This is a genomic window from Alkalibaculum sporogenes (assembly GCF_009362815.1).
Taxonomy (GTDB): domain Bacteria; phylum Bacillota; class Clostridia; order Eubacteriales; family Alkalibacteraceae; genus Alkalibaculum_A; species Alkalibaculum_A sporogenes.
The window spans coordinates 49,117-74,554 of the sequence record NZ_WHNX01000001.1; the positions used below are offsets into that span (position 1 = coordinate 49,117).

Sequence of the window (25,438 nt, forward strand, 5' to 3'; positions counted from 1 at the left end):
ATAAGCACAGTATATTCTATTATACTATAAATGTCAAGATTTCTAAAAATCAGGATTTCCTGACTCTTTGAATGAAGTGATTTAGATATTTCGCTAACCTGCAAGCAGGACAACTGTGGCCATCGTTGCATCTTTTTGAGACTAGGTATTTGCGGAATGGATCTAAAATACACCGTAAAAAATTTGAAGTGAATTTAAAAGTGTTCTTACTTCATACTAAAATATGAATCAGGGATATAATGTAACCTAGGGGACAGTTTTTAACCTTTTGGATTTATTCTAATATAACCACTGGGGACATATCTTAAACATTGGCAATTTAAATACAATATATTACAATTAGATCTTTAAAAAATTATGTTAGGAAAGTTACTAAAATATGAACTAAAAGCAACAGCCAAGATTATTGACTCCCTTATATCTAATTCTACTGAGTATATCGATAGTCAATAGAATTGAACTACATTGGAAGAAAACCTCTACTGAATAAAGTTTCATTTTATAATGTTACTTAAGTTTGTATTTAATATTTTTTTAATCTGGTTTTAATATAACAATATTATGATTGGCTAATGGAAAATAATGCATGAATACAATCATAATGGTTGAGCGAGGGGGAAATGGTTTGAAAATATTCTTTACATATATAGCTAAGAGCATGTTAGAGAAGAAAGCAAGATTTTGTTTGTTGATCTTGGCTATAGCAATGAGTACAGGATTATTAGTAACAGTTTCAGGAACAGTAGATATTGCAATAGGTAGTTTTGAAAAACCAATAACGGAATCATTTGAAGGCAAAGAGATAAGTATATCTTCTACTAAGGATGAGCCTTTTTTTACGACAGAAGATATAAATAAGGAGGGATTAAAAAGCATAACAGGTGAAATTGTCTTGGCAGCAACAACTAGTGGAGAGGAAATAAATAATGTAACCATTAGAGGAAAAGAAGACAAAAATATAAGCAAAGATCAACTGATTGAGGGCAGCATAGCTGATTTTAGTGGGAATAAATGTATCATATCAAAAAGGACATCAGAAGAAAAAAACATAAAAATAAATGATGAAATAGAAGTGTTTATTGCAGGAGAAAGTAAAAATTTTACGATTACTGCCATAAGTGCCAATGAGAAAACCTTCTATAATGATAGTAAAACTTCTTATCAAATAATCGTTCCTTATGAATATATATCCAATGAATTTCAAGTAGAAGAAAAATTCAACTATGTAACCGCAAATAAAGCACTAGAAGATTCAAAAGAAAGTATAAAGTTGTTTAATGACATTAATACAGAGTTTGAGGCGAAAGAACTCTTTGATGTAGAATCTATTGAAGCTGAAATGACTTCATTTACATCAATGTTATACGCCATGCTTGCTATAGTATTGTTTATGAGTGCAATTATTATATATGGTTCATTTAAATTAACCATTACGGAAAGATTATCCGTAATAGGAACCTTTTTAAGTCAAGGTGCATCCCAGTGGGCTGTGGAAAGAATACTTGTTTTAGAGAGTATAGGATATGGGATAATAGGAGCAATTGTTGGAAATGCTCTTGGTTATGGAGGTTTGTTTTTAATCAATTATTTTCTATCTCCACTAAAAGAATATGGCATTATCGAACATTTTTCAGTAGAACCAATCTATTTTGTATACGGAACTATATTCGCCATAGTATTCTCCTGTATATCGGCTTTAGTCCCCATAATAAAAATAAGAAAGTTAGTAGTAAAGGATGTTATATTAAACGATGTAAATATATCCATGGGTATTGGGTGGATAAAATGTATCATTGGGACAAGTATTCTAGCCGCTACAGTATTTGTAAATTCATTAGATGCCCCTTGGGTCAATTCCTTCAGTAGCGTATTTATACTCGTATCTATAATAGGCTTAGTCCTCATGTATCCTAAAGTAATAGATTTAGTAACCAATGTACTATTTAAGGTGTGTAGAGGAAGAAGTAAGGTTCTACTATTCGCAATGAATAACGTAAGGACGTCAAAGGTCCTTATGGGGAATATTACTCTGATTGTCATTTCTATGTTGTCCATATTTATGATTACCTCTATGGGAACCAGTATGAAGGATCTTGTTGTTGGCGCGTATCAAGAAATGGATTTCGATGTCTCAGTAACTGAGTTCCAAGGCGTACTAGGGTTAGAAGGAGAAAGTGTAACAGATAGATTAATGAGTAAAATAAAAGAGAATGAAAATGTAGATATAGAGAGCATTCAAATTACAAAGGGAGCATTTGGTACAGCAAACAAAGATATAATGGTATCTCTTGAAGGAATAGACAGTGAAAAATATCAAAAATATAATGGGTACTTAGACTTAGATAGTGATCAATATAGTGAAATGTATAAAAAATTTGATCAATCAACAGATAGCCAGATCATTATCACGGATAAACTAAAAAGAGCTCTTGAAGTAGAAGTAGGAGATAAAATTACAATTGAAGTAAATGACCGTAAGAGAGGCTTAGAAATAATTGGAGTAATAGATGGTAAAGTATACAACAATGGACGATTTGTTTTAATGAAAAATGATGCAATGGAGAAAGAATTTGATATTGTAGAAGCTGAACGAATATCATTTAAAACCACAAAATCTCCAGACTTTGTTAAAGAACAATTAAAGACTGTGGTTAAAGATTTTGGAGCAACAGCAATTACGCGAGATGAGTTCCAAGAAAAAAATGTGGAACAAAACCAAATGATTGTGGATGTGTTAAGTATATTCTCTTATTTAGCCATTTTCATAGCTGCTTTAGGGGTACTAAACAATATTATAATTGGATTTCTACAAAGGAAGAGAGAATTAGCAGTGTTAAGCTCAGTAGGAATGTCAAGTGGTGCCAGAAATACAATGTTACTTATGGAATCAGTACTATCTGTAATTTGGTCAGTAGTCATAGCAATTCCTTATAGTTATCTAGGGTTGTCGTTATTGACGAAAACAATGACGGCAATAGAAATGCCAATGAGCATTGTATTAGATATTCGTGCTGTACCAATATATGCAGTAGCCTCCTTAGTATTAATACTAGTAGCCTCATTGCCAATATTGTTAAAAAGCAATAAATTATCCATAATAAATGAATTAAAGGTAGATTAAAAGGAGGAAGTTACCATGAGTATAATTGAAGTGAAAAATTTAATAAAATCATTTAAAGTTGGAAAAGAAAGTGTCGAGGTACTAAAAGATATAAGTTTCAATGTGAAAGAGGGAGAATTCATATCTATTATGGGTCCATCTGGTGGTGGTAAATCCACGCTTTTATATCTATTAGGAGGTTTAGATAAACCTACTTCAGGATCAGTGAGTATAGATGGTAAAGATCTGAGTACCATAAAAAAGAAAGAAATAAGTTGGATGAGAAGAAATAAGATAGGTTTTGTATTTCAATTTTATAATCTGGTGCCAAATTTAAGTGTAGAGGACAATATTATGCTTCCAATAATATTAGATGGAAAAAAACTTAAGGATTATCAAAAAAAACTGGATGATATTATAGACATAATTGGTATGCAAGATAAGAGGAAGTTAACACCTCGAGAATTGTCAGGGGGACAACAACAGAGAGTGGCTATAGCAAGAGCCTTAATATTTGAACCAGACATCATATTTTTGGATGAACCAATTGGAAATCTTGATTCTAAAGCGGGAACAGAAATCATGAAACTATTTAAAAAGATAAATCAAGAATACGGAAAAACATTAATACAAGTAACTCACTCTGTGAATGCAGCAAAGTATGGTACATCTATTATAAAATTAATCGATGGAGAAATTGTAGATAGAGAAAAATCTATAGAACAAGTAGTATAATAAAATGCCACCTCTAAGTAGGTGGCATTTTATATGAGTCGAAGACGATTTTTGCACTATTCTAAAAATTAAGTACGTTAAACACGTGGGTTTTGCGGAGCACACTGTGCCAATACGTATAAATATTTCTGCTGATGGCTACTGAGTCAGTCAGGTTCATAGACATTATTCCAGTCGGTGTCCAGCAATCAATCCGCCAAGTATAAGGTGTATAGCTTCCATCCTGCATCCATATCGACTTGAAATGTGTCCTGCAGTTATAGGTGCTGAAGTGAACGAAACACTGAGGATGGGAATATTTGTTTTGGTTAGAGCAATTTGTTCAACAAGTTAAGGGTAGTTATATAACCGATGAAATAAGGTTCGACTACCTAGTTTTTAATAAAGAAACAATAGGAACTTGCATCAATGTTTACGTTAAGAAATATTTAAATAATGATTGTGATATCGTTCTAAGGACAAGCATATTAATAATGAAGTCTAAGTTGATCAGAAACAAAGAACAAGTTTCTATAATTGAAATATCTCACTAAAATCAAATAGTTAATGTTTTTTTTGGTTATTAATATGATTTATTTGTTCCAATGGCATAACAAAATAATTTTTTTGTTTATGTAAGATGTTATATCTATTGCTATCAAACAACTTTAGAAATTATAGACAAAAAAAACATCTATTGGCATGGTTATTGCTATTAATAAAGCGGGGGGAAATGAATGTGGAGAAAAAACTACAAAAGTTAATCTCAAATGAAAACAAAAAAAGACCTAAAACAGACGAAGAGTTAGCTAAAGAACTAATGGTTAGAAGAGAAGATGTAACAATTTTAAGAAGTAAATTAGGGATTGAAGATTCGCGTGAAAGGAGAAAGAGCAATCTTATTAATGAAATTAAAGATTTATTAGCACAGACTGTAAACCTAAATACCGTTGACTTAACGAAGAAATTAAATGCCATAGGTTATGATGTATCTAGGAGTACAGTAAGTAAGTATACACAAGAATTGAGTAATCAAAAAAAAATGTACAAGATTGATAATAAAGAAATCATTAGCAAAGACAAATCTCAAGACTATAATATTTTTTCTAAGTTAGTAGGGTATGACAGAAGTCTTAAGGCAATTATCCAATTAGCTAAAGCAGCCGTCATTTATCCTCCTCATGGGTTACACACAATTATTACTGGACCAACAGGAGTAGGCAAGAGCGAACTTGCAGATTGCATGTTTGAATTTGCAATAACTTCAGGCAACTTTAATAGTTCGTCACCATTTGTAGTGTTCAATGCGGCAGATTATGCGGAGAATCAGCAATTACTTTTATCTCAGTTATTTGGGCATGTCAAAGGTGCATTTACAGGTGCAGAGAATGATAAGGTGGGGCTTGTTGAAAAAGCTAATGGAGGCATATTGTTTATCGATGAGATTCATAGATTGCCACACGAAGGTCAGGAAATATTATTCCAGATTATTGATAAGGGGAAATTAAGAAGATTAGGAGAAACAAAGATATCGAAGGATATCGAAGTTATGTTAATAAGTGCTACATCTGAACCGTTAGATTCATACCTATTAGATACTTTTAAAAGAAGAATTCCTATGGTAATAGAGATACCTAATTTAAACGCTAGACCATTAATTGAACGCTACAATTTGATTAAAATATTTTTTATAAATGAGGCAAGTAGGATTGGATTATCTGTACTAGTAAAATCTGACGTTTATAAAGCACTTATGCTATATAGATGCCATGGAAATTTAGGGCAACTTAGAAGTGATATTCAAGTTTCATGTGCAAGGGCTCTTTTAAATAAGCTGACGAAAAAAAGTGAAAGTGTTATTGTCAACTTATCTGATCTACCGGATTATGTAATGCAAGGTCTGATTGATATCAGGGATTGTAGAGAGAAAGTTGAACAATATGTTTCTAATGATGTAATGATATCTTCAACTGGAAATTCAGGAGATCTAAAAGTAAATAGTAGTATTTATAATTTTCCAGAAGAAATATATAGGTATACAGAAGAAAGATATCTATTCTTAATGTCTGAAAGATTAGATGTAAAGATAATAGATAAAATTGTAAGTGGAGAAGTAGAGCTAAAGATTCAACAATACATAAAAAATATAAAGAATTATATAACCAATACTGATATGAATGAATTAGTATCAATAGTTGGAAATCAGATTGTAAATTTGACAGAAGAGATTTTTAATATAGCTTCTGCTAAATTAGGGAAGTTAGAGAGCAACCTCAAATATAGTTTAGCGGTTCACTTTAAAGCAACAATAGAAAGACTTAAAGATGGAAAGAAAATTCAAAACAATAATATGGAAGAAATAATGCTTAATTACCCTAAGGAATTTCAAGTGGCAGAGGAAGTATCATTATACTTAAAAGATAAGTACAATATTAATTTACCCGAAGAGGAAGTTAGTGTATTAGCGATATATTTCAATTCAGGTCATAGGGGTGATATAGATAATTTGCCTAAAGTTGGTGTGTTGATTATTGCTCACGGAAAAGTTGCAACAGCAATAGCTGAAGTAGCTAATAAATTAATGAATATTAATCATGCGAAGGCAATTGATATGAGTCTTGATAGGAGCCCGCAAGAAACACTTGATGAAGCAATAAAAGCTTCTAAAGAAATGAATGAAGGTAAAGGGGTAATAATTCTTGTCGACATGGGGTCATTAGCTTACTTTGGAGATCTTATCGCGAAGGAAACTGGGATTGAAATAAGGACATTAACAAGAGTAGATACAGTATTAGCAATCGAGGTAATAAGAAGGGCTATACTTCCAGATATAAGTATAGATGAAATTACGGAATCAGTGATAAATGAGACTTCATATAGAATTGAAGAAACTTATGATTATGATATTAGCTCTGATTATAACAGCAAGCCTATAATCTTATGTATCTGTGTAACGGGTGATGGGACAGCTAAAGTTTTGAAAGACAAAATCATTTATGAAATAAGCGATTTAGAAAATCAATTTACTATTGAAACAAAAGGAATTATTGAATTTCCAAGAATTGATTTGGAACTTAATAGAATTAAAAAAATAAAAAAAATAGTTACTATAATAGGAACAATTAACCCTAATGTTTATAATATTCCTTTCATTTCAGCTCAAGACATTTTAATAGGGGAGGGTATAGATAATTTAAAACAACTAACTAATTATAACATTCCACAAAAAACTGTAAGTATTAAACGAGAGTTAAACGTTGAAGATTTAATTTGTGAAGAAAATATATATTTGGATTTAAGAAGTTGTAATAAAGACGAAATATTAGATATTCTATGTAGCCATCTGATTAGAGGAAATAAAGTCAGGAAAGAGTTTCTGAATGATGTTTTAAATAGAGAAGAGCTCTTTACTACTGAACTAGATTGTGGAGTAGCTATACCACATGCTGATGAAACCAATGTATTAGTACCTGCTATCTTGATAGCTAGATTAGAAAAGCCCATCTTATGGGATAAAAAGATGATTAGTATTGTAGTGATGTTAGCTGTAAATAAAGATTGTTTTAATTCATTTAGTTCAATCTTAGGCTATATTATAAAACCTGATTTTTTAAAAATAAACGATATGATGACAGCAAAGGAAATAAGGGAGGCGTTAGTTAATGCATGCAAAAATATTCGATCCTGATTTAATATTCAGTGATATAGATATAAAAGACAAAGATCAATTGCTCGATTTTATTGCTTCAAAGATGTATCAATTAAATTATGTTAAAGAGTCATATATTCAAGCTGTAGTTGAAAGAGAAAAGAATTTCCCAACTGGAATACAAACGCAACAGTATGGAATTGCAATCCCACATACAGATATTATACATGTAAATAAACCAATAGTAGCAGTATGTATTTTATCTAATCCCATTATTTTTAAAGCAATGGGTATGCCTGAAGAGGAAGTGCCAGTAAAGTTTGTTTTTATGCTATCGATAGATGATCCTAACAATCATATAGAATTGTTGAGTAAGTTATCTATTTTATTTCAGGATAAAAATATTATGACAGAAGTATCAGTCTTAAGTAGGGATAAGATTTTTAAGAGTTTAAATTATTATATGAATAGATGAAAGGGTGGAAAAAATGGATATTAAGAGAAAAGCATTAGTTGCATGTGGATGCGGTGTTGCATCATCAACAATAGTTGCAAAAAAGGTTGAAGATTATTGTGGAGAAAGAGGAATAAAAGTTGAATGGAGAATATGTAAAGTTGCTGAGATTCCATCTTTAGCAGAAATGATAAAACCTGATGTCATAGTTTCTATAACAGCAGTAGAAGATCTAGGTAATAATATTCCAATTTTTGATGGTAAACCTTTTTTAACTGGTATTGGAGCTGATAAAGTATTAGAAAAAATTTATGATGCTATAAAAGCAGATAGGGAGAGATTTTAATGGAATGGTTATCTAGTATATTTGAGTTCTTTCTTGGATTGGGAGCTTCTGTTTTTTTACCTATACTTATTAGTATTTTCGCTATAGTTCTTGGACAGAAACCTGGCAGAGCTATAAGAAGTGGTATAACAATTGGTATTGGTTTTGTTGGAATAGGTGCAATACTTGGAATCTTTGTGAGTAATTTAGGTCCGGCTGCTCAAGCAATGGTTACTAGATTTGGAGTTAACTTAACAGTATTAGATGCTGGATGGCCAGCGACTGGAAGTATAGCTTTTGCTTCGAAAATTGGGGCTTTTATCATTCCATTGGGATTGGCAATTAACGCTCTTATGATTGTAACTAAATTAACTAATGTAATCGATGTAGATATATTTAATTATTGGCATTTTACCTTTGTCGGTACATTGGTATATGGAACAACCAATAATATTTTCCTTGGCTACGCAGCAGCTGGTGTAGCTATGATAGTTGGTTTGAAAAGCGGAGACTTAACTGCTAAACATTTCCAAAAACATTACGGATATGAAGGAGTTTCAATTCCACATATTTTATCAAATGGTTATGCACTACTAGGATGGCCTATCAATAAGTTAATGGATATACTACCAGGTATTAAAAATATTAAAGCAGATCCTGGAACTATTTCTAAAAAATTCGGACTACTTGGAGAGCCAATTGTAATGGGAGTTATCCTTGGATCAGGTATTGGAGCAATGGCTGGTTATGACATTTCAAAAATATTGAATTTAGGAGTAATGATGTCAGCAGTAATGATGTTATTGCCTAGAATGGTTGGAATTCTTATGGAAGGATTAATTCCTGTTTCAGATGCAGCTAAGGAATTTTTCACAAAAAAATATCCAGATAGAGAGTTTACAATCGGACTTGACTCTGCAATAGCAGTTGGTGATCCGGCAGTTATAGCATCTTCATTATTATTAGTACCCATTGCTATAGGTTTAGCAATAATCTTACCAGGAAATAAAATGCTTCCTTTCGGAGATTTAGCAACAATACCATTTATGATATGCATGTTAAATATAATTACGAAAGGAAATGTTTTTAGAAATGTGGTAATAGGAACTTTATTATGTGTATTTGCACTATATAGTGGTACATTCAATGCACCTACCCATACTGTAATGGCTATTGCTTCAGGATTTCCAATGCCAGAAGGTACAACAACTTTATCAAGTTTTGTTGGTTCTACCAATCCTATAACCCTTATTATATGGCAAATATTTAGCATATTTAAATAGTCATGGAGGATTTGCATAATGAATATAAATAAGATTCCCATTGGTATTTATGAAAAAGCATTATCTAGCAAACTTGATTGGATGGAGAAGTTAACAATCTGTTCAGTATGTGGCTATGATTTTTTAGAGATTTGTATTGATGAATGTGAAGATCGACTTGAGAGATTGTACTGGGATAAAAGTCAGAAAATAGAACTGAAAGACGCTATGAAAAGAACAGAAATACCTATACTTAGTATGTGCTTAAGCGTTCATAGAAAATATCCGATTGGTAGCGGATTAATAGAAATTAGAGAAAAAGGTATGGAAATCATGGAGAAGGCGATCCAGTTTTCTATAGATTTCGGAATTAGAGTGATACAGATAGCTGGTTATGATGTCTACTATAGTGAAAGCACTGAAGAAACAAAGAAGATATTTAAGGAAAATCTGTTTAAAGCTACCGAATTAGCAAGGAAGGCAAATGTAGTTTTAGCTATAGAAAATATGGATACTATATTTATAAATACACCAACTAAAATAATGGATTATATAGAAGAAATCAAATCGCCATTTCTTCAATGTTATCCTGATGTTGGAAATATATCAGCATGGCATTTAAATATGGAAGAAGAGTTGGGAGCAATCCAAAAACATATTGTAGGAATGCATTTAAAAGATACTATCGAGCAGGTGTTTAGAAGAATAGATTTTGGTAAAGGAATTGTTGATTTTGAAGAAGCGTTTAAGATACTCAATAAAATTAGTTATAAAGGACCTTTTGTTATTGAAATGTGGTCAGACGACAATGATGATTATGTGGAAAAAATGATTTATGCAAGAAGAATGATTGAGGAAAAAATGAAGTTAGCTTGTTACTATTGACAAAGGAGTGATAATTTTGGATATTAGAAAAGAACTGATTAATGCAGGACTCAGATTAGCGGAGTATAAGTTAATAACTTTAACGGGTGGAAATGTGAGTTATCGAAACCCAGATACAAATATAGTTGCAATTACACCAAGCGGGATAGAGTACAAAGATTTAGAAGCAGATGACATAGTACTTCTTGATCTTGATGGTAATGTTGTAGAAGGTAAAAGAAAACCATCATCAGATACCATAGCTCATTTGCAAATATATAGAGAAAGAAAAGATATACATAGCATTATTCACACTCACTCTCCATATGCTAGTTGCTTTGCAATTTTAAATGAAAAAGTACTGGTTGCTCAAACAACTATGGCAAATGAAATCGGTGGAGAGGTAGTGGTTGCAGAATATGCACCTGTTGGTTCTGATGATTTTGGATTAAATGTTTTAAAGGTATTAGGAGATAAAAAAGCAATACTGCTGAAAAATCATGGAGTACTTGCTTTTGGAAAAGATATTAAGCATGCATTAACTGCTGCTGTTATGTTTGAAGATACTTGTAAAGTATATTATTTAGCAAAAAGTATAGGTCAGCCTGTGTTATTGAATGAAAAACAAATAGAAGATGCCAACTATATTTTTCAAAATATTTATGGACAATAAAATGTAAATCGTTGCAAATACCTCATGAGGACGTTGACTTTTACGACCAATAAATTGAAATTGATTTAAAAAATATGATAAAGTGAAACTTTATTCAGTATGGGTTTTATTCATTGCCCCCTACTGAATATTAGTTTTCGATAAGAAGAGTGCAACAGAAATCTATGTGAATATATTTATTAAGATGAAATAGAGGTAAATTTGTAGAGATGATGAGAAAAGCATAGCCAATGGGGACTAACCGTCCCTGATGGCTTCATATCTGAATTTCTCTAAAGATACGCAGAAAACATGATTTGTATTTTTATGGGTTATTTCAATACAGAATTGATTTGATTTTTACGTTTTAAATCCATAGTTTTGAGATAATTTTTTATATAGTTAATGAAAACTTCTACTGAATGATTTTGAGTTTCAGATTTCCAGAACATATCCGTGCCAACTTGGTTTTTTCGTTCTTCCAGTTCCCAATTGGAGATATTGTTACTTTTAAATATTTGATAACTAGATCCTAAAATAGATATTCCTGCACCAGATTCAATATATACAAACATTGTTTCTAAAGTATTTGCTCTAATTATATTTGTAGTATTAAGACCATATTTTAAAGCTAGGGCAAGTACGTATTTATTTCCTAAGACAAATTCATTATCTCCCAATAGAATGAGAGGAATATTCTTTAGGTCCTCAAATGTATATGTATCAGGTAAATTTAAAGATTGTTTGTTAAAATATACTCTTGGGTTAGATCGTGAGATAGGTATTTTGCTAATAAATTTTGAGTCATCACTAATCTTTTCAAAAGATCTAGTAAGTATTAAATCTAAGTCATCTTCAATAAGCTTAGTTTTTAGATTTTTAAAATTATATGTAAAAAGATCTAGAATGATATCTGGATATAGCACAGTGAATTGTTTAAAAACTCCTGGTAATATGCCTGTGATATCCAAAGATGTTGGAAAACCAATATTAAGGTGTCCTCCATTACCAGAATGCACCTGATTTGCTCTGCTGATTGCTTTTTCAAGATTCACTATTACTTTTTGAAATTCTTCTAATAATATGTCACCACATGGTGTTAATTTCATTTTTTTTCTATTTCTTTCAAATAGTTTAAATCCAAGATCTTTCTCTAAAGAATCAATTTGTTTGCTAATTGTGGGTTGAGTAGTAAACAATTCTTCAGCAGCTTTTGTAAAATTAAGGTATTTTCCAGCTGCAATAAAATATTTAATTTGTGTTAAATTCATAATATTGTCCTCCTCAACTATTCCTGAATGGAATATTAGTATTCTTACAAACGATTTCACTATAAATGATAGTTAATATATACTTATTTTACAGGAAAGATTAGATTCTTGCAATATAGCGAATATTTAAAATATTGGAGGTGAAATTGAGTATGTATTGTAGGAATTAATTTTTATAATTCGAATATTACAGTGGTTGTTAAGAGATAAAGTAATATATTCAAGGAGGTATTTATGAAATTAACTAATAGTGAGAAGGCTATGCTAGAGGGACAGGAAGGTGAAGCTGTACAAAAAGCTATGGAAATGCTTGTAAGGTATGGAGAAGCATTGGGAGCAGAAAAATTCATTGATACAACAAATGTAGGTGGTTATATGATTGCTAATCTAGAGCAGTATAAAAGATTTAATTCTTTTGATGGTGCTTTCTCAGAAATGTGTATGGATAGTGATGTAACTGTAAAACTGCCTCCAGTGAAAGTCTCATCTTGTCAATTTGAGACTTCTATGGATCCTGAGTATTATAAATTAGCAGGAAAATCAGACGAAGAGTATGAGCTTTACAAGAGCAATATCGATTATCTTGCTAATCTTGGGATTCAAGTAATGTGTACTTGTACTCCATATCAAGTGGGGAATGTTCCTGTGAAAGGAGAACATTGTGCTTGGATGGAATCCTCTGCTGTTGTATATATAAATAGTGTGTTAGGTGCACGTACAAATTGTGAGGGAAGGGAAAGTACTACTTCTGCAATGTTAACAGGGAAGATCCCTTATTGGGGTTTGCATATTACGGAAAATCGATATGGAACCCATCTAATACATGTTGATGAACAACCAATTACAATGGAAGATTGGGGTTTATTGGGCTATTATGTTGGAAAAACAGTATTAGATAAGATTCCAGTATTAGATGGTATTAAAAAGACTCCAACTCGTGATATGCTCAAACATTTTGGTGCAGCTGCGGCATCAGCTGGGGGAATTGAACTATACCACATTCCTGGAATTACTTCAGATGCGAACACCGTTGAGGAAGCCTTTGGTGGAAGAACGCCAATTGAAGAATTGAATTATGGAGTTAATGAAAAATTAAATGCTTATAATTTGCTAAATTCAATCGGAGATAATGAAAATGTAGATTTTATTATGTTAGGATGTCCACATTATTCTATTGAACAGGTTTGGGATCTTTGTAAGAAACTAGAAGGAAAACATGTTAAAGAAGGTGTTAGTTTTTGGGTATTTACCCCTCAATCTATTAAAGACTTAGCGAATAGAAATGGTTTTCAAAAAACCATTGAAGACTTTGGTGGCTTATTAATGAAAGATTGCTGTCCAGCCATTGGTAGGTTCAAGCCACGAGGATCTAGCGTTATGGCTACTGATTCCGCAAAGCAAGGACATTACTTACCAAATATTACTGGAATAGAGGCTTGGTACGGATCGGTAGATGATTGCGTAGAAGCAGCAGTTACAGGTAAATGGGGAGGTAAATTTAATTGAGTGGAATAATCGTATTGCAGGGAAAGAAAGTTGTAGGTGGTATAGCAGAAGGGGAAGCACTTGTAACCTCCGAGTATATATCTGGATGGGGTGGCATTGAGCCTACTACAGGTATGATCATAGATTTGAGGCATGAGTTGGCTGGTAAATCAATTGCTGGGAAAGTATTAGTTTATCAAGGAGCAAAGGGTTCATCAGGGTGGTCTGGCGCATTCCATCAAGCAAGAACTAATGGATTTGCACCAGCTGCTATGATATTTAACGAAATGTCGACAAAAATCGCATTAGGAAGTGTAGTGACCCGATGTCCTGCTGTTACAGGTTTAGATCAGGATCCTACAAAAGTAATTCAAACAGGAGACTGGGTTAAAGTTGATGGAGATAAAGGTATTGTAGAAACAACTAAAAAATAGAAAGTATAATTAGGGGGAGATTTTATGTTTAAAAAGTTTATTTCTTTTGTAGTATTAGTAGCAATGGTCATTTCTCTTACAGCTTGTGGGAATAATGACAGTAAAGAGACAGGTGGTGACAAGCCAGTCAAATGGATAATGTCAACGATCTATACAGATCCTGCTGGAGGTGATATCACTTATAAAAGTTTAGGCGCTTCTATGGAAAAGTTCATTAAAGATGTCAACGAAAAATCTGAAGGACGATTAGTGATTGAAGGTTTTTATGGTGGGGTTTTAGGGAATGCAAATGATGGATTTCAACAAATGGAACGTGGTGAAACTCAAATTTATTATGGTCAACCTATGTCAACTATTGATAAAGCCTTTGGAGTTTGGAACATACCATTTTTATTTACGGATTACGAAGATGTGAAAAAGGTAGTAGTTGACCCTGATGGAGAATTTTTCAAATCCAGTGCAAAGTTATTCGAGAGTCATAATTCCATATTGCTGTCAATGGGTGTAGGGAATATACGAGGATTGCTTAATGGAAAACATGAAGTTGGAAAAATTGAAGATGTTCGTGACTTAAAAATTAGGACATATGAAGATGAGATAGTGAATTCATTCTGGAAAGGCATTTGTAATGCTACTCCAATGGCTGTAGGGGACGTGTATACTGCACTACAAACAAATGCTATAGATGGCTTAGAGTTTTCTGCGGATTCAATTGTTACGAGAAAATATTATGAGGTTGCTAAAAATTATAGTGATATAAATTGGCAATGGGCAAATGGTGCTAGTTTTGTTGTCAATCAAGAAGCATATAAGAGTTTGCCAGAAGATTTACAAAAGATTGTTTCTGAATGTGCTTGGGACGCCGCATATTTTCAAACTGAAAATTCTATATTAGACAATAATAAGGCACTTGAAACTCTTGAATCAGGGTTTGGAGTAACCGTACATAATCTTACAGACCAAGAGCGTCAAACATGGATAGATTATGCAGATAGTATATCCAATAACATTCGTACTACTGTGGGAGAAGAACTTTACGATAATATTAAAAAACTAGCTAAAGAAGGTTCAAAATAAAATTGTTATTCAATAGATTAGTAGAGAACGGAACCATCGGTATTGAAAGTTTGATCTCTACTAATCTATTATATTCTTAATAAGGAGTGATCTAATGAACTTATTAAAATTAGCAGATAAAGGAATCGAAAAAATAGTAAATTCACTAGTGACTGTTGCTATGATACTCATTCTTTTTATCGTGTTTTTCCAAGTGTTAGCACGGTTCTATCATTTTTCTATTGGTGGATTTGAAGAATTTCCTACATATATGATGATCGTGTGTACTTGGTTGACAGCTGCTATGCATGTAAAAAGGAAAGGGCACATAAGTTTAAATTTATTTGCGTTATTTATTAAAGACCTAAAAACAACTAAAATCATTAATATAATTACTACTTTGATTACAGCAATTGCTTTTGCTATTTTTTCTATACTCGCTCTTGATGTCATTAGATACAACTTAGAAATGGATTACACTACTGCAGGGTTAAAGATGCCCTACTGGATACTGATGGGACTGATGATGTTTAGTACAATAATTATGACAATATATTATACCAAGGATATTATAGTTGGTATTAAGGAGGTAATAGCATGGAAATAGGAATATCAGCCTTACTTATATTGATTTTAATAGCTTTCGGGATGTCAGTAAATGCAAGTTTTTTAGCTGGTGCCATCATATATTTACTATGGTCAGGAACATCTTTAGATTCAGTAGCAAGCACCGCATTCTTTGCACTAGAAAAAAGTTCTATTCTGGCAATACCACTGTTTATGCTTGCAGGGAGTCTAATGGATAAAGCAGGTATTGCAGATAGACTTATTGAATTAGCTGATGCTTTATTAAAAAAATTTAAAGGTGCTATGGGTGCGACGATTCCAGTAGCCTCTATGCTATTTGGTGCAGTAAATGGATCAGGTACTGCAACAATTTCAGCACTTAGCAAGATAATGCTTGTTAAATTAACTAGAATGGGTTGGGATAAGAGATACACTGCGACAATGCTGGCTTGTTCGGCTTCATTAGGATATATGATTCCTCCTAATATGAACGCCATATTATTTTCTTCTGTAGCAAATGTTAGTGTTGCAGCGTTATTTATGGCAACAGTAATTCCTGGTGTTATTTGGGGTGGATTGCTTATGATCATAAATAGAATAATTTACACGAAATGGTATCATCCGAAAAATGCTATAGGTCATACTGAGTTTACGGCTATTACGACTAACGAAGTTCTACAAGACAAGGAAAGTGGTTATTGGTCAAATTTATTTAAAGCTTTGCTAAGGGCCATTCCAGCAATTATTATGATGGTCATTATATTTGCAGGAATATATAGTGGACTATTTTCACCAACAGAAGCAGGTGCCGTAGCAGGTATATATGCCCTTATCGTTGGACTATTATATAAAACTTTAGGTCTTAAGAATATATTTAGTGTTTTCAAAGAAACAGGCCAAAGTATGGGAAGTTTTATGATTATTTTACCTATGGTAGCTATATTTAGTAGATATCTAATATTAAATCAAGTTCCCCAAACGATTGCAGGTGGAATAGCAAGTATCACATCCAATGTGATTATCATTATGTTACTGATAGATTTAATTCTAGTTATTTCTGGTATGTTTTTAGATGCAGGCGTCCTAATCCTTGTCATCACGCCTATGCTAATACCAACAGCTGAAATGATTGGTATGCCAATAACACAATTAGCAGTGATTATGTTTGTTTGTGTTGGAATTGGTACAGTTACGCCACCTATGGCTATGAATTTATTTATCGCATCAAAGGCAAGTGGAATTGAAATTACAGATATGATGACTCCACTTAAACCACTATTGTTAATCGGATGCATACCAGTTCTTATATTAGTTACTTTTGTACCAGAAGTATCTTTATGGCTTCCTAGAATATTAGGATTTTCTGTATAAAAAAGGGGGAATTTTATGAATCGTATCATAAAAAATAAAAGCAAAGTTGTTCAAAAAGTAGATAATAATATACAGTGTTTGGAAGCGGATGTTTGCGTAGTAGGTGCTGGAAGTAGTGGATATATGGCTGCAATACAAGCAGCAAGACTTGGAAAAAAAGTAATATTAGTTGATTCTTTACCAGTAGTTGGTGGTCAATCTACAAATTCCATGATTGGTCTTTTCTGTGGATTATATTCTCGGACAACTCCAAACTATTTATTCACTTATGGATTAGTGGAAGAACTACTAAGAGATCTAAATGAGGAAAACTCTATTTATTTTAGAGATAGTGGTGTAACGATATCAATTGCTTATGATGAACAGGCTTTAATAAGATGGATTGAAAATCAAATTATAAGTAATAAAATTACTGCTATCACAGGAGCAAATATTGATCAAGTCATTGTGAAGAACCGCCGCATTAAAAGTGTAGATTTTACAAGTCGTTATGGAAAAATCTCTGTTGCGGCAAAGGGTTTTGTAGATGCAACAGGTGATGCAGCGTTAACATATTCTGCTGGATTGCCCTGTAGAGAATCTGATGTTGGTCCAGTTTATGGTACTCAAATGATAATTATTGAAAAGGTTAATTTTGAAAATTTACCTAGCGAAGAAGAAATTAAAAAAACGATTAAAAGCAAAGGTCAAAAATTTGGTTTAGAAAGGCATGATGGATTGGTATTTCTCTTTCCTTCTAAAGATAGAATAATAGTAAATATGACTCATATAGAAACACCATTAGATCCTGTGGGTGCATCAATGGCTAGTATTAATGGTAAAAGGCGAGCAGATAAAGCCTATGCATTCTTAAAGGAAGAATATCCACAAGCTTTAAAAAATTCTACTATTCATGCATATGGACAATTGGGGATTCGACAAACAAGATGGATTGTGGGAAAAAAACAACTACTTGCTGAGGAAGTTAGACAAGGAGTTAAGTTTAAAGATTCTATAGCTAGAACCACATGGCCTATAGAGTTGCATGATACATTGGAGACACACCAATGGGAACCTTTTGAAAGTGAGCATGTACACTATGTTCCTTTCAGTTCAATGACGCCACCGGATATTGACAACTTAGTTGCTGCAGGTAGGTGTATAGACGCAGATTTGATAGCATTGTCTAGCGTCAGAGTTATGGGGCCTTGCATGGCAATGGGTATCGCAGCCGCTCATGCGCTAGATTTGGCTGATAATGGTAGTATCCATGATATAGATATACTAGAACTTCAAAATCGTGTCAATGATAATATTGAGAGAGTAGATCGCTTATATATGGGTAACAAACAGCCATGTTGAGAGCTTTAACTATTCCCAGAAATTATTGTTGGGATATCTGATATAAAAATAATCCTTCTTACAATAATTTAGATAAACATATATTATAAAAAGGTTAGGCATCTTTTTGAGATAGCCTAACCAATCAAATTCTTATCATAAAAAGCTAATTTACAGAGATTATTTCACACTCTCGGTTCATTTATTGGACACTGAGCCTTAATGAAGGAAATTTGGTAGTAACTCTTTGAAGTTTTGAAAATAGGACACAAAGTCTATATTTTCAACTATTTTACTACCAAATTCATCTTTTATATTTAAAGTCTAATTCCTTATTGGATATCATACATTCCTTTACTTTCCATATACTGTGAAATAGCTTCTCCATGTTTTTGCTCTTCTTTTTGGATATGATTTAATACATCACGAACTCGGGTATCTCTAAACTCAAAAATTGTAGTGTCATAGGTACTTGAAACATATTTTTCAGTCATTAACAGGTCTGTACATATATCTTTATCGGATGTAGTTATACCACCTGATGATTGAGCATTATTCGAATTATTAGTTGAACTTTGAGAACCCATACTTTGTTCTGGGTTTTGGCTTTGTTGTTGGTTCAGTTGAGGAATGGTACCACTTAATAATTGATTAATACTATCCAAATGTGTTTTTTCTGCTTCTCCATTGGCCTTGAATATTTGTTTTAACTGAGTGTCTTTCGCCTGACTTTCATAATTTGAATATTTTTCGATACATATTTGTTCATGGCTTTTTTGATCCTCTAGCAACAATCTTTCTTTTTGTGATAATGTTATATCCATATCATCCACCTCCACTCTTATTTTGTATTAATCTTATTATTTTATACTAATAAATAAACAACAAAAGAGAATATAAGTGTTTATGGTTACTTATCATCTTCAAAATTTTTACTATTGACTTTACTAAAAATGGACTAGTGATAATGTAGTAGTGTAGTAGATAAAAGAGTTCATTTCTAATTTTCATATAAGATGCTTCTATTTATGCCTATAGATAAAAAATAGCTTCTTCACTTTTCATATCATGAAGTAGTGGCTCAAAAAAGCCAGAGTAAAATGAATGTATTGAATAATCTATCTTTTACGATGAAACAAGGTACTATTTGGCCGTGCTTCCACAAACAAATTTACTCTAAAAACTCAATAAACTTATCTAGAAAAACCTCACCATCCAAATGCTCGATTTCATGGCAAAAACATTTTGCCATTTCTCCTTCGCCAGTTAAAATCATTTCCTTTCCGTTTTCGTCAAGTGCTTGAATTGTGACCGACTGTGGGCGAATAGTTTTTCCAAAGCGGCCCGGATAACTTAGGCACCCTTCAATACATTCCTGGACACCGCTGCTCCCAATAATTTTAGGGTTCACTAGTTTTAGATACTTATCATCAAAATCGATTACTACAAGCCGACGTAAGAGCCCCACTTGATTAGCTGCTAATGCAGCACCATTAGGAGTTATGTGAAGTGTATCCATCATATCTTCCAGAAGACTGCGGATATGATCATCCACGGCAGTAACGTCCTTACATCTCTTTGTAAGTAATTCATCACCATCAAAACGAATCTTACGAATTGCCATTATGATCCCTCCTGCTTATTTCGGCACGTGATTTTTTAGTGCTTTCTTCAAATAAAAAAACTTCCTCAATTGCACAGCCAAACGCCTGGGCAATGTCATATGCAATCCAGATAGATGGCTCAAACTTCTCTGTCTCAATGGCATTTATAGCCTGTCTAGATGTGCCTATTAGCTTACCCAGTTGCTCCTGAGTCAGCCCTTTTTGCTCTCGTAGTTCCTTAATACGATTTTTCATAAGTCCATTTTTCTCCTTGTTCTACATATAAAGTAATGTTAACCTTACTTTAATTTTATCAGCAGTAACTGTAAGTGTCAAGTTAACATTACATTTTGTTAATGGTTAGTATAGGTATACGTCATGATGTTATTCTACATCTCAAGCACTTGCCAGATATATAATTGTTAGGGTAAACACCAGACAAGCGAATAATAAAATTGCTGATGCCTCCTACTCAAATTGACCATGCTGCGGAGGTTATATATACCGATGTATGGCTCAAAAAAAAATTTACGACAGCTTTTATCAAAAAGAGCATTGGCTGTCAAGCTATCATATATAGAAAATGGTATTATGTAAGCTGTAAAGAAAATACATATGCAAAACATATGGGGAAGGAGGATAGGCCATGCACGCATGGGAAGCAATTCAATTAGCGATAGATTACATTGAAGTACATTTAAAAGACGAAATTGATCCAGTGGAGTTGGGAGAAACAGTGGGTCTGTTACCTTTCTATTTTCAACGGCTGCCAGATTGGTAAACAAACCAGTGCAGGAATATAAGAAACTACGCCGATTAGCCAAAGCTACGCAGGATTTGGAACTAACAAAGCAAAAAAATGAATTGGAATAGGGTTTTTCTAATCATGCAAATTTCACTAGGGTGTTCAAAGATGCCTGTGGAATTACACGAGAATAATATCTTGTGTCAGAAGTGATATTTTTAGCCTAATAAGCCTAAGAAAGAAACCTCAAAAAATATAATAGATTTGGAGGAAACAAGATGTCAAGAATAACAGATATTACCGTGGTTGAACAGAGTGCATATTACACCTTGGCAATAAGGAAAACGATTAACTTTATGACTGAATTCCAAGATTTTTCTGCTCAAGGATATGCTAAAATTATGGACTACATAACAAGTGAAAATACCTTTGTGGCAGGAGCACCTATTGTATGTTTTCATAATATGGACTTGGAAAAATTAGACATTGAAGTTGGTTTTCCTATTGCCACTCGGATGGATGGCGTGGAAGATATTCAATGCATTGAAATACCTGCACAAAAGATTGTAACCGCAATTGACCAAGGTGCTTATGAATTGCAAGACCCTACATTGGAGGAATTATTTTCGTGGGTAAATAGTAGCTCATATGAAATGATTGGTAAAATTTACTACCAATACTTAAATACACCAGACCGTCCGGCAAGCGAATATTTGACTAAAATGATGTTGCCGATTCATTAATGTGATGTTGAGGTTATAGAGATGATTGAAGAAAAACGGATTATATGCCCTGTATGCCAAAGTAAAACAAGGATTGAAATTCGTGAGGACACTAAGTTAGAAACTTTTACACTATTTTGCCCCAAATGCAATAAGAAAGATAAATTCATGTACAACACATGAACATAACCGTTATCAAAGAGCCAGAGGCACAGACGCAGAGCCGATAACCTAGGAGAGTAAATATGTCTCAAAAAGGAGTTGGTTGTTGCTATTGCATCTGGTTTTAAATCAATGAAGGATAGGATTGAGTTAATTAGAGAACATATTGTACCTTTAATTGAAGGATTTCCAATATGATAAAAGATAGTCTTAGTAGTCATTATTCACATTATAGCAGTAATGGAAAAGTATCTTCCAACCATTATTGTTATAATTGAATTAAATATTTGAGTGAACTAGGAGGGCTATCATGAAGTCAGTATGTATTTGAAAGGTGTTACTAATTGATGAAGTAGTCCTATATATGATACAGTGTTGTTAAATAGTGAAGGAGACGTCATATGCATATAAAAGATGAAAATCCTTATATGTAGTGGATATAAGCTGGATGATAGATTTTCTCTGGAACATTACCCTACTATGAAAGAACAAGGAGGTAAACGATTAGTAGAGATTTGCATACCAATTATTTGAGAGATTGGTAATTTGTAGTTAGCCTGTGTATATTCGTGAACTCATTAAAAAAAATGGCAAAAGCTATTAAAAATATACTTAATATGACATGCTGTTGTCATATTACAAAATATATAATAAAGATATAATGGATAAGGAGGATTACGATGGAAGTAAAGTATTGTCAATCTTGTGCTATGCCAATGGGAGATACGGATGAAATGTATGGAACAAATTCGGATGGAACCAAGAATGAAGACTATTGTAAGTACTGTTATATGGAGGGATCATTTACATCAGACATTTCTAAGGAAGAAATGATTGAAGTTTGTGTTCCACACATGGTTTCTGGAAATTCTGGTATGAATGAGGATGAATCTAGAAATATGATGAAGGATTTCTTCCCCACATTAAAACGCTGGAAAAAAGGATGATAACAGAGTGGCATAGATATATATCTATGCCTTCTTAGTTTTGAAAAGGAGGGTTTAAAGATGTGCCATAACTTTATTAACTTGGAAATAAATAATATTGATGAAGAACATTTGTGTTGTGCAATTTCTGATAAGAAACACCAGATTGGTGTTGATGTGAAGAAATCTTGGTTATCAGAAAGAATATCAGAAGGGCATGTTTTTAGAAAACTCGATGCTAAAGGCAAAGTTTTTATAGAATATGCGCCGTTGGAAACTGCTTGGGTTCCTGTTAACGGCGTTAACTATATCTATATTTACTGTTTTTGGGTATCCGGTAGTTTTAAAGGCAAGGGAAATGGCAAAAAATTGTTAGAGTATTGCGTTGAAGATGCTAAAAAGCAAAAGAAATCTGGTATTTGTGTAATTAGTTCAAAGAAAAAAACACCCTTTCTTACTGACAAAAAATATATGTTGAAATACGGATTTGAAGTCGTCGATGCAATAGGAGATTATGAGCTATTAGCACTATCATTTGATGGCCAAAAACCTATTTACGCAGATTATGCACGTAAGCAAGAGATTAATTCTAAGGACCTTACAATTTATTATTCAAAGCAGTGTCCGTACATTCCTAACTGTATTCAGCAGGTTGAACAATATTGCAAAGATCATAATATCCCATTAAATTTGATTAATGTCGATACTTTAGAAAAAGCCAAGACTGTACCATGTGTATTTAACAATTATGCAGTGTTTTATCAAGGTAGGTTTAAAACTGTACATTTGCTAAATGAAGTGTATTTAAAAAAGAAGGTTTTGGTATAGCCTTATTATAAACTATAATATCTACCGTGGCTTTACCCATGGTTGATTTATTGCGATTCTTGAAGTGAGATTTATGGAATGACGTATACTTTTGAAAATATAGAAGTAAAAATAAATGAAGTGGAACTGCTTGATTTATTTACTATTTAAGATCATTTCTGCAAGAGAATCTTTAACTCATATTTGTAAATTTAGTTTGCTAAAAAAATTAGAATAAAAAGAATTAACATAATGAAGGCTATTAGAGAGCTAACTATAGCTACAAAAGATTTCAATGTATTCTTTTTTATAAATTTTGAAAGAGTGCTATAAATTATTGAACCTACCATTCCACCGAATGTATTTAAAATTACATCATTAATATCTGATACACCAATTGAAAATACAAATTGGATAATTTCAATAATGATACTTACAATAAAAACAATACCTATACTTTTTACTAATCCATTTTTCATGTTAGTTCTTATGGTTCTTATAAAAATTGAAAAGGGTATAAATAAAATGATATTTCCTATGATATTACTTTTATTTACTCCTTCAGAAACAGTAGAAATCCAAATATCTTTAAATGGGATTAGATTTACTGAACGGTAATCTGGATGGTTTCCTGTAAACAAATCTAAAGGAGATGATAAAGATTTAAAAATTATAATGAATAGCATTAATAATACATAAACAATACCTGCAAAAATTAATAGATTAGTTACTATTTTTTTATTTTCTATTTGTTTCAAAATAATCCCTCCACAAAATACTTTGTTTACTTATTCTACAAGTTAATTCTTAAATAATAATTAAAAATTTCTTAATTATTCTTAACGTTGTAAAAAAATAGGTGCCCTGTCAGTGATACAATAATCAATGCATACCTGCAAAAATAACTAGTTTAATAAAAATTTGCTTGTATCATTTTTTGTAGAATCTACTATGTTTGGCATTAAATCAGAATATACAGAAGAAATTTCCCCATACTCATTAATGAAATGACAATAGCACTATATTGAGTAGATTTTTCATCAACGAATGATAGAAAACGTAGTAAAAAAAGAGAAATAGAGCAATAAAAGTTAGTGTAGATTACTTTATTAGTGACTTGGATTTATGGACAGATAAATAGGTTTATTCGTAATTTTTTCTATGAAATGGGAAACATGGTACCCTAGTTGTTTGAAATTAGTAGTCTGGACAGCTTAACTGACAATTTAGAATGAAAAACAGGATCAGCAAGCTTTATCTGAAATTTCTTGACAGTTTTGCAGCAAAACAATATAATGCAAGTAATTACTTGCATTAGGAGGATACTTGATTGGATAAAACGAGTCAAAAAATAATTGATGTAACGATGAAACTCATCAAAGAGAAGGGATATGTTGCGACAACCACAATAGACATTGCTAATGGGTCTCATATTAACGAATGTACGATTTTTCGAAAATTCAAGGGGAAAAAGGATATTGTGCTATCAGGAATGAAACAGGAGAAATGGTGTGCAAATGTTTCGGCTTCTATTTTTCAGGATGTAAAATGGGATTTGCAATTAGACCTTGAGATGTTTATGCGTAACTATCTGGAAAGAATCACTCCAGATTTTGTCAGCCTTTCTGTTGGCTTGCGTGCTCCTCAGATTTATGAGGATACCATGCCATATATTATGAAAATTCCTGAAGCATTTCTTCAAACATTAGTTTTATATTTTAAATCAATGAATGAAAAAGGTAAAATAGGAACATTTGATTTTGAATGCCTGGCTATGACGATTTTTTCATCTACCTTTGGTTTTACATTTTTGAAAGCTTCCTTTGGAGAACAATTATCAAGAGTTAAGCAGGAGGAATATATCACAAACAGCGTGTCCTTATTTTTAAAAGGGATTCAACACGAGTAGCAATTTTGATGGGACTGTCAAAACAGAGAGTAACATAAA

The 25,438-nt window shown here is 32.5% G+C and carries 26 protein-coding genes and 1 pseudogene; 21 read left to right on the forward strand and 6 right to left on the reverse strand.

Going from position 1 to position 25,438, the window contains the following annotated elements:
* The first annotated feature begins 625 nt into the window (after positions 1-625).
* The gene (locus GC105_RS00250; protein ID WP_193708207.1) at positions 626-3,121 is read left to right on the forward strand and encodes an ABC transporter permease; all 2,496 of its coding nucleotides are present in this window, start codon (positions 626-628) and stop codon (positions 3,119-3,121) included.
* 15 nt (positions 3,122-3,136) lie between these two features.
* Complete coding sequence (locus GC105_RS00255; RefSeq protein WP_152800536.1) at positions 3,137-3,835, forward strand: ABC transporter ATP-binding protein; 699 nt, start codon at positions 3,137-3,139, stop codon at positions 3,833-3,835.
* 61 nt (positions 3,836-3,896) lie between these two features.
* On the opposite strand, the pseudogene GC105_RS17765 reads toward GC105_RS00255, so the two are convergent.
* Positions 3,897-4,097, reverse strand: a pseudogene (locus GC105_RS17765) (DUF8195 domain-containing protein); the annotation flags it as partial.
* A gap of 37 nt (positions 4,098-4,134) precedes the next feature.
* On the opposite strand from GC105_RS17765, the gene GC105_RS00265 reads away from it, so the two are divergent.
* From GC105_RS00265 to GC105_RS00295, 7 genes are all read left to right on the forward strand, one after another.
* Complete coding sequence (locus GC105_RS00265) at positions 4,135-4,368, forward strand: hypothetical protein (RefSeq protein WP_152800537.1); 234 nt, start codon at positions 4,135-4,137, stop codon at positions 4,366-4,368.
* Between the two features lie 185 nt (positions 4,369-4,553).
* The gene (locus tag GC105_RS00270; protein WP_343029908.1) at positions 4,554-7,502 is read left to right on the forward strand and encodes a sigma 54-interacting transcriptional regulator; all 2,949 of its coding nucleotides are present in this window, start codon (positions 4,554-4,556) and stop codon (positions 7,500-7,502) included.
* On the forward strand, positions 7,477-7,938 hold the full coding sequence (locus tag GC105_RS00275; RefSeq protein ID WP_152800539.1) for a PTS sugar transporter subunit IIA: 462 nt from the start codon (positions 7,477-7,479) through the stop codon (positions 7,936-7,938). Before GC105_RS00270 ends, GC105_RS00275 begins: the two co-directional genes overlap by 26 nt.
* Positions 7,939-7,951: 13 nt before the next feature.
* A complete protein-coding gene (locus tag GC105_RS00280) occupies positions 7,952-8,263 on the forward strand; it encodes a PTS sugar transporter subunit IIB (RefSeq protein ID WP_152800540.1) in 312 nt (103 codons plus the stop codon).
* Complete coding sequence (locus tag GC105_RS00285; protein WP_152800541.1) at positions 8,263-9,525, forward strand: PTS galactitol transporter subunit IIC; 1,263 nt, start codon at positions 8,263-8,265, stop codon at positions 9,523-9,525. The genes GC105_RS00280 and GC105_RS00285 overlap by 1 nt, the downstream gene beginning before the upstream one ends.
* A gap of 18 nt (positions 9,526-9,543) precedes the next feature.
* Positions 9,544-10,389: an L-ribulose-5-phosphate 3-epimerase gene (locus GC105_RS00290; RefSeq protein ID WP_152800542.1), complete on the forward strand. Its 846-nt coding sequence runs from the start codon at positions 9,544-9,546 to the stop codon at positions 10,387-10,389.
* 16 nt (positions 10,390-10,405) lie between these two features.
* Complete coding sequence (locus tag GC105_RS00295) at positions 10,406-11,041, forward strand: class II aldolase/adducin family protein (protein WP_152800543.1); 636 nt, start codon at positions 10,406-10,408, stop codon at positions 11,039-11,041.
* A gap of 311 nt (positions 11,042-11,352) precedes the next feature.
* Here GC105_RS00295 and GC105_RS00300 read toward each other — a convergent pair whose 3' ends face one another.
* Complete coding sequence (locus GC105_RS00300) at positions 11,353-12,291, reverse strand: LysR family transcriptional regulator (RefSeq protein WP_152800544.1); 939 nt, start codon at positions 12,289-12,291, stop codon at positions 11,353-11,355.
* A 234-nt stretch (positions 12,292-12,525) separates the two neighbouring features.
* Here GC105_RS00300 and GC105_RS00305 point away from each other — a divergent pair, with 234 nt between their 5' ends.
* The 6 genes from GC105_RS00305 (at position 12,526) to GC105_RS00330 (ending at position 18,545) form a co-directional block, all read left to right on the forward strand.
* Positions 12,526-13,797 (forward strand): aconitase X, encoded by a 1,272-nt coding sequence (locus GC105_RS00305; RefSeq protein ID WP_152800545.1) that lies wholly within the window; start codon positions 12,526-12,528, stop codon positions 13,795-13,797.
* On the forward strand, positions 13,794-14,210 hold the full coding sequence (locus GC105_RS00310; protein ID WP_152800546.1) for an aconitase X swivel domain-containing protein: 417 nt from the start codon (positions 13,794-13,796) through the stop codon (positions 14,208-14,210). Before GC105_RS00305 ends, GC105_RS00310 begins: the two co-directional genes overlap by 4 nt.
* 24 nt (positions 14,211-14,234) lie before the next feature.
* The gene (locus GC105_RS00315) at positions 14,235-15,287 is read left to right on the forward strand and encodes a TRAP transporter substrate-binding protein (RefSeq protein ID WP_152800547.1); all 1,053 of its coding nucleotides are present in this window, start codon (positions 14,235-14,237) and stop codon (positions 15,285-15,287) included.
* Between the two features lie 94 nt (positions 15,288-15,381).
* Positions 15,382-15,873 carry a TRAP transporter small permease gene (locus tag GC105_RS00320; RefSeq protein ID WP_152800548.1) on the forward strand — a complete coding sequence of 164 codons (492 nt, stop codon included), beginning with the start codon at positions 15,382-15,384 and terminating at the stop codon, positions 15,871-15,873.
* Positions 15,864-17,204, forward strand: coding sequence for a TRAP transporter large permease (locus tag GC105_RS00325; protein WP_152800549.1), 1,341 nt, complete (start codon positions 15,864-15,866; stop codon positions 17,202-17,204). The genes GC105_RS00320 and GC105_RS00325 overlap by 10 nt, the downstream gene beginning before the upstream one ends.
* A 15-nt stretch (positions 17,205-17,219) precedes the next feature.
* The gene (locus GC105_RS00330) at positions 17,220-18,545 is read left to right on the forward strand and encodes an FAD-dependent oxidoreductase (protein ID WP_152800550.1); all 1,326 of its coding nucleotides are present in this window, start codon (positions 17,220-17,222) and stop codon (positions 18,543-18,545) included.
* 311 nt (positions 18,546-18,856) lie between these two features.
* Here the strand turns inward: GC105_RS00330 and GC105_RS00335 are convergent, their stop codons facing one another.
* The 3 genes from GC105_RS00335 to GC105_RS00345 form a co-directional block, all read right to left on the reverse strand.
* Positions 18,857-19,348, reverse strand: a complete 492-nt coding sequence (locus tag GC105_RS00335) for a spore coat protein (RefSeq protein ID WP_152800551.1) — start codon at positions 19,346-19,348, stop codon at positions 18,857-18,859.
* A 347-nt stretch (positions 19,349-19,695) separates the two neighbouring features.
* Positions 19,696-20,148 (reverse strand): peptide deformylase, encoded by a 453-nt coding sequence (def, locus tag GC105_RS00340; RefSeq protein ID WP_152800552.1) that lies wholly within the window; start codon positions 20,146-20,148, stop codon positions 19,696-19,698.
* Positions 20,135-20,383, reverse strand: a complete 249-nt coding sequence (locus GC105_RS00345) for a helix-turn-helix transcriptional regulator (protein ID WP_152800553.1) — start codon at positions 20,381-20,383, stop codon at positions 20,135-20,137. The genes def and GC105_RS00345 overlap by 14 nt, the downstream gene beginning before the upstream one ends.
* Before the next feature lie 391 nt (positions 20,384-20,774).
* Between GC105_RS00345 and GC105_RS17395 the strand changes: the two genes are divergently transcribed.
* The 5 genes from GC105_RS17395 (at position 20,775) to GC105_RS00365 (ending at position 23,511) form a co-directional block, all read left to right on the forward strand.
* The gene (locus GC105_RS17395) at positions 20,775-20,909 is read left to right on the forward strand and encodes a hypothetical protein (protein ID WP_281350047.1); all 135 of its coding nucleotides are present in this window, start codon (positions 20,775-20,777) and stop codon (positions 20,907-20,909) included.
* Positions 20,910-21,151: 242 nt separating this feature from the next.
* Positions 21,152-21,616, forward strand: coding sequence for a GyrI-like domain-containing protein (locus tag GC105_RS00350; protein ID WP_152800554.1), 465 nt, complete (start codon positions 21,152-21,154; stop codon positions 21,614-21,616).
* Between the two features lie 21 nt (positions 21,617-21,637).
* Positions 21,638-21,778, forward strand: coding sequence for a cysteine-rich KTR domain-containing protein (locus tag GC105_RS00355; protein ID WP_425481507.1), 141 nt, complete (start codon positions 21,638-21,640; stop codon positions 21,776-21,778).
* Between the two features lie 659 nt (positions 21,779-22,437).
* Entirely contained in the window at positions 22,438-22,704 is a 267-nt protein-coding gene (locus GC105_RS00360) for a zinc ribbon domain-containing protein (protein WP_152800555.1), read from the forward strand.
* A 60-nt stretch (positions 22,705-22,764) separates the two neighbouring features.
* Positions 22,765-23,511 (forward strand): GNAT family N-acetyltransferase, encoded by a 747-nt coding sequence (locus GC105_RS00365; protein ID WP_152800556.1) that lies wholly within the window; start codon positions 22,765-22,767, stop codon positions 23,509-23,511.
* A 191-nt stretch (positions 23,512-23,702) separates the two neighbouring features.
* On the opposite strand, the gene GC105_RS00370 is transcribed toward GC105_RS00365, so the two are convergent.
* Positions 23,703-24,248, reverse strand: a complete 546-nt coding sequence (locus GC105_RS00370) for a VanZ family protein (RefSeq protein WP_152800557.1) — start codon at positions 24,246-24,248, stop codon at positions 23,703-23,705.
* Positions 24,249-24,820: 572 nt separating this feature from the next.
* Here GC105_RS00370 and GC105_RS00375 point away from each other — a divergent pair.
* The gene (locus GC105_RS00375; RefSeq protein ID WP_152800559.1) at positions 24,821-25,399 is read left to right on the forward strand and encodes a TetR/AcrR family transcriptional regulator; all 579 of its coding nucleotides are present in this window, start codon (positions 24,821-24,823) and stop codon (positions 25,397-25,399) included.
* Positions 25,400-25,438 lie beyond the last annotated feature (39 nt).

Bases quoted from the DNA above. Each gene is read 5' to 3' on its own strand.
- GC105_RS00255 (WP_152800536.1), top strand. From the start codon at position 3,137: ATGAGTATAATTGAAGTGAAAAATTTAATAAAATCATTTAAAGTTGGA.
- GC105_RS00275 (WP_152800539.1), top strand. From the start codon at position 7,477: ATGCATGCAAAAATATTCGATCCTGATTTAATATTCAGTGATATAGAT.
- GC105_RS00280 (WP_152800540.1), top strand. From the start codon at position 7,952: ATGGATATTAAGAGAAAAGCATTAGTTGCATGTGGATGCGGTGTTGCA.
- GC105_RS00285 (WP_152800541.1), top strand. From the start codon at position 8,263: ATGGAATGGTTATCTAGTATATTTGAGTTCTTTCTTGGATTGGGAGCT.
- GC105_RS00290 (WP_152800542.1), top strand. From the start codon at position 9,544: ATGAATATAAATAAGATTCCCATTGGTATTTATGAAAAAGCATTATCT.
- GC105_RS00300 (WP_152800544.1), bottom strand. From the start codon at position 12,291: ATGAATTTAACACAAATTAAATATTTTATTGCAGCTGGAAAATACCTT.
- GC105_RS00305 (WP_152800545.1), top strand. From the start codon at position 12,526: ATGAAATTAACTAATAGTGAGAAGGCTATGCTAGAGGGACAGGAAGGT.
- GC105_RS00315 (WP_152800547.1), top strand. From the start codon at position 14,235: ATGTTTAAAAAGTTTATTTCTTTTGTAGTATTAGTAGCAATGGTCATT.
- GC105_RS00320 (WP_152800548.1), top strand. From the start codon at position 15,382: ATGAACTTATTAAAATTAGCAGATAAAGGAATCGAAAAAATAGTAAAT.
- GC105_RS00325 (WP_152800549.1), top strand. From the start codon at position 15,864: ATGGAAATAGGAATATCAGCCTTACTTATATTGATTTTAATAGCTTTC.
- GC105_RS00330 (WP_152800550.1), top strand. From the start codon at position 17,220: ATGAATCGTATCATAAAAAATAAAAGCAAAGTTGTTCAAAAAGTAGAT.
- GC105_RS00335 (WP_152800551.1), bottom strand. From the start codon at position 19,348: ATGGATATAACATTATCACAAAAAGAAAGATTGTTGCTAGAGGATCAA.
- def (WP_152800552.1), bottom strand. From the start codon at position 20,148: ATGGCAATTCGTAAGATTCGTTTTGATGGTGATGAATTACTTACAAAG.
- GC105_RS00345 (WP_152800553.1), bottom strand. From the start codon at position 20,383: ATGAAAAATCGTATTAAGGAACTACGAGAGCAAAAAGGGCTGACTCAG.
- GC105_RS17395 (WP_281350047.1), top strand. From the start codon at position 20,775: ATGCACGCATGGGAAGCAATTCAATTAGCGATAGATTACATTGAAGTA.
- GC105_RS00350 (WP_152800554.1), top strand. From the start codon at position 21,152: ATGTCAAGAATAACAGATATTACCGTGGTTGAACAGAGTGCATATTAC.
- GC105_RS00355 (WP_425481507.1), top strand. From the start codon at position 21,638: ATGATTGAAGAAAAACGGATTATATGCCCTGTATGCCAAAGTAAAACA.
- GC105_RS00360 (WP_152800555.1), top strand. From the start codon at position 22,438: ATGGAAGTAAAGTATTGTCAATCTTGTGCTATGCCAATGGGAGATACG.
- GC105_RS00365 (WP_152800556.1), top strand. From the start codon at position 22,765: ATGTGCCATAACTTTATTAACTTGGAAATAAATAATATTGATGAAGAA.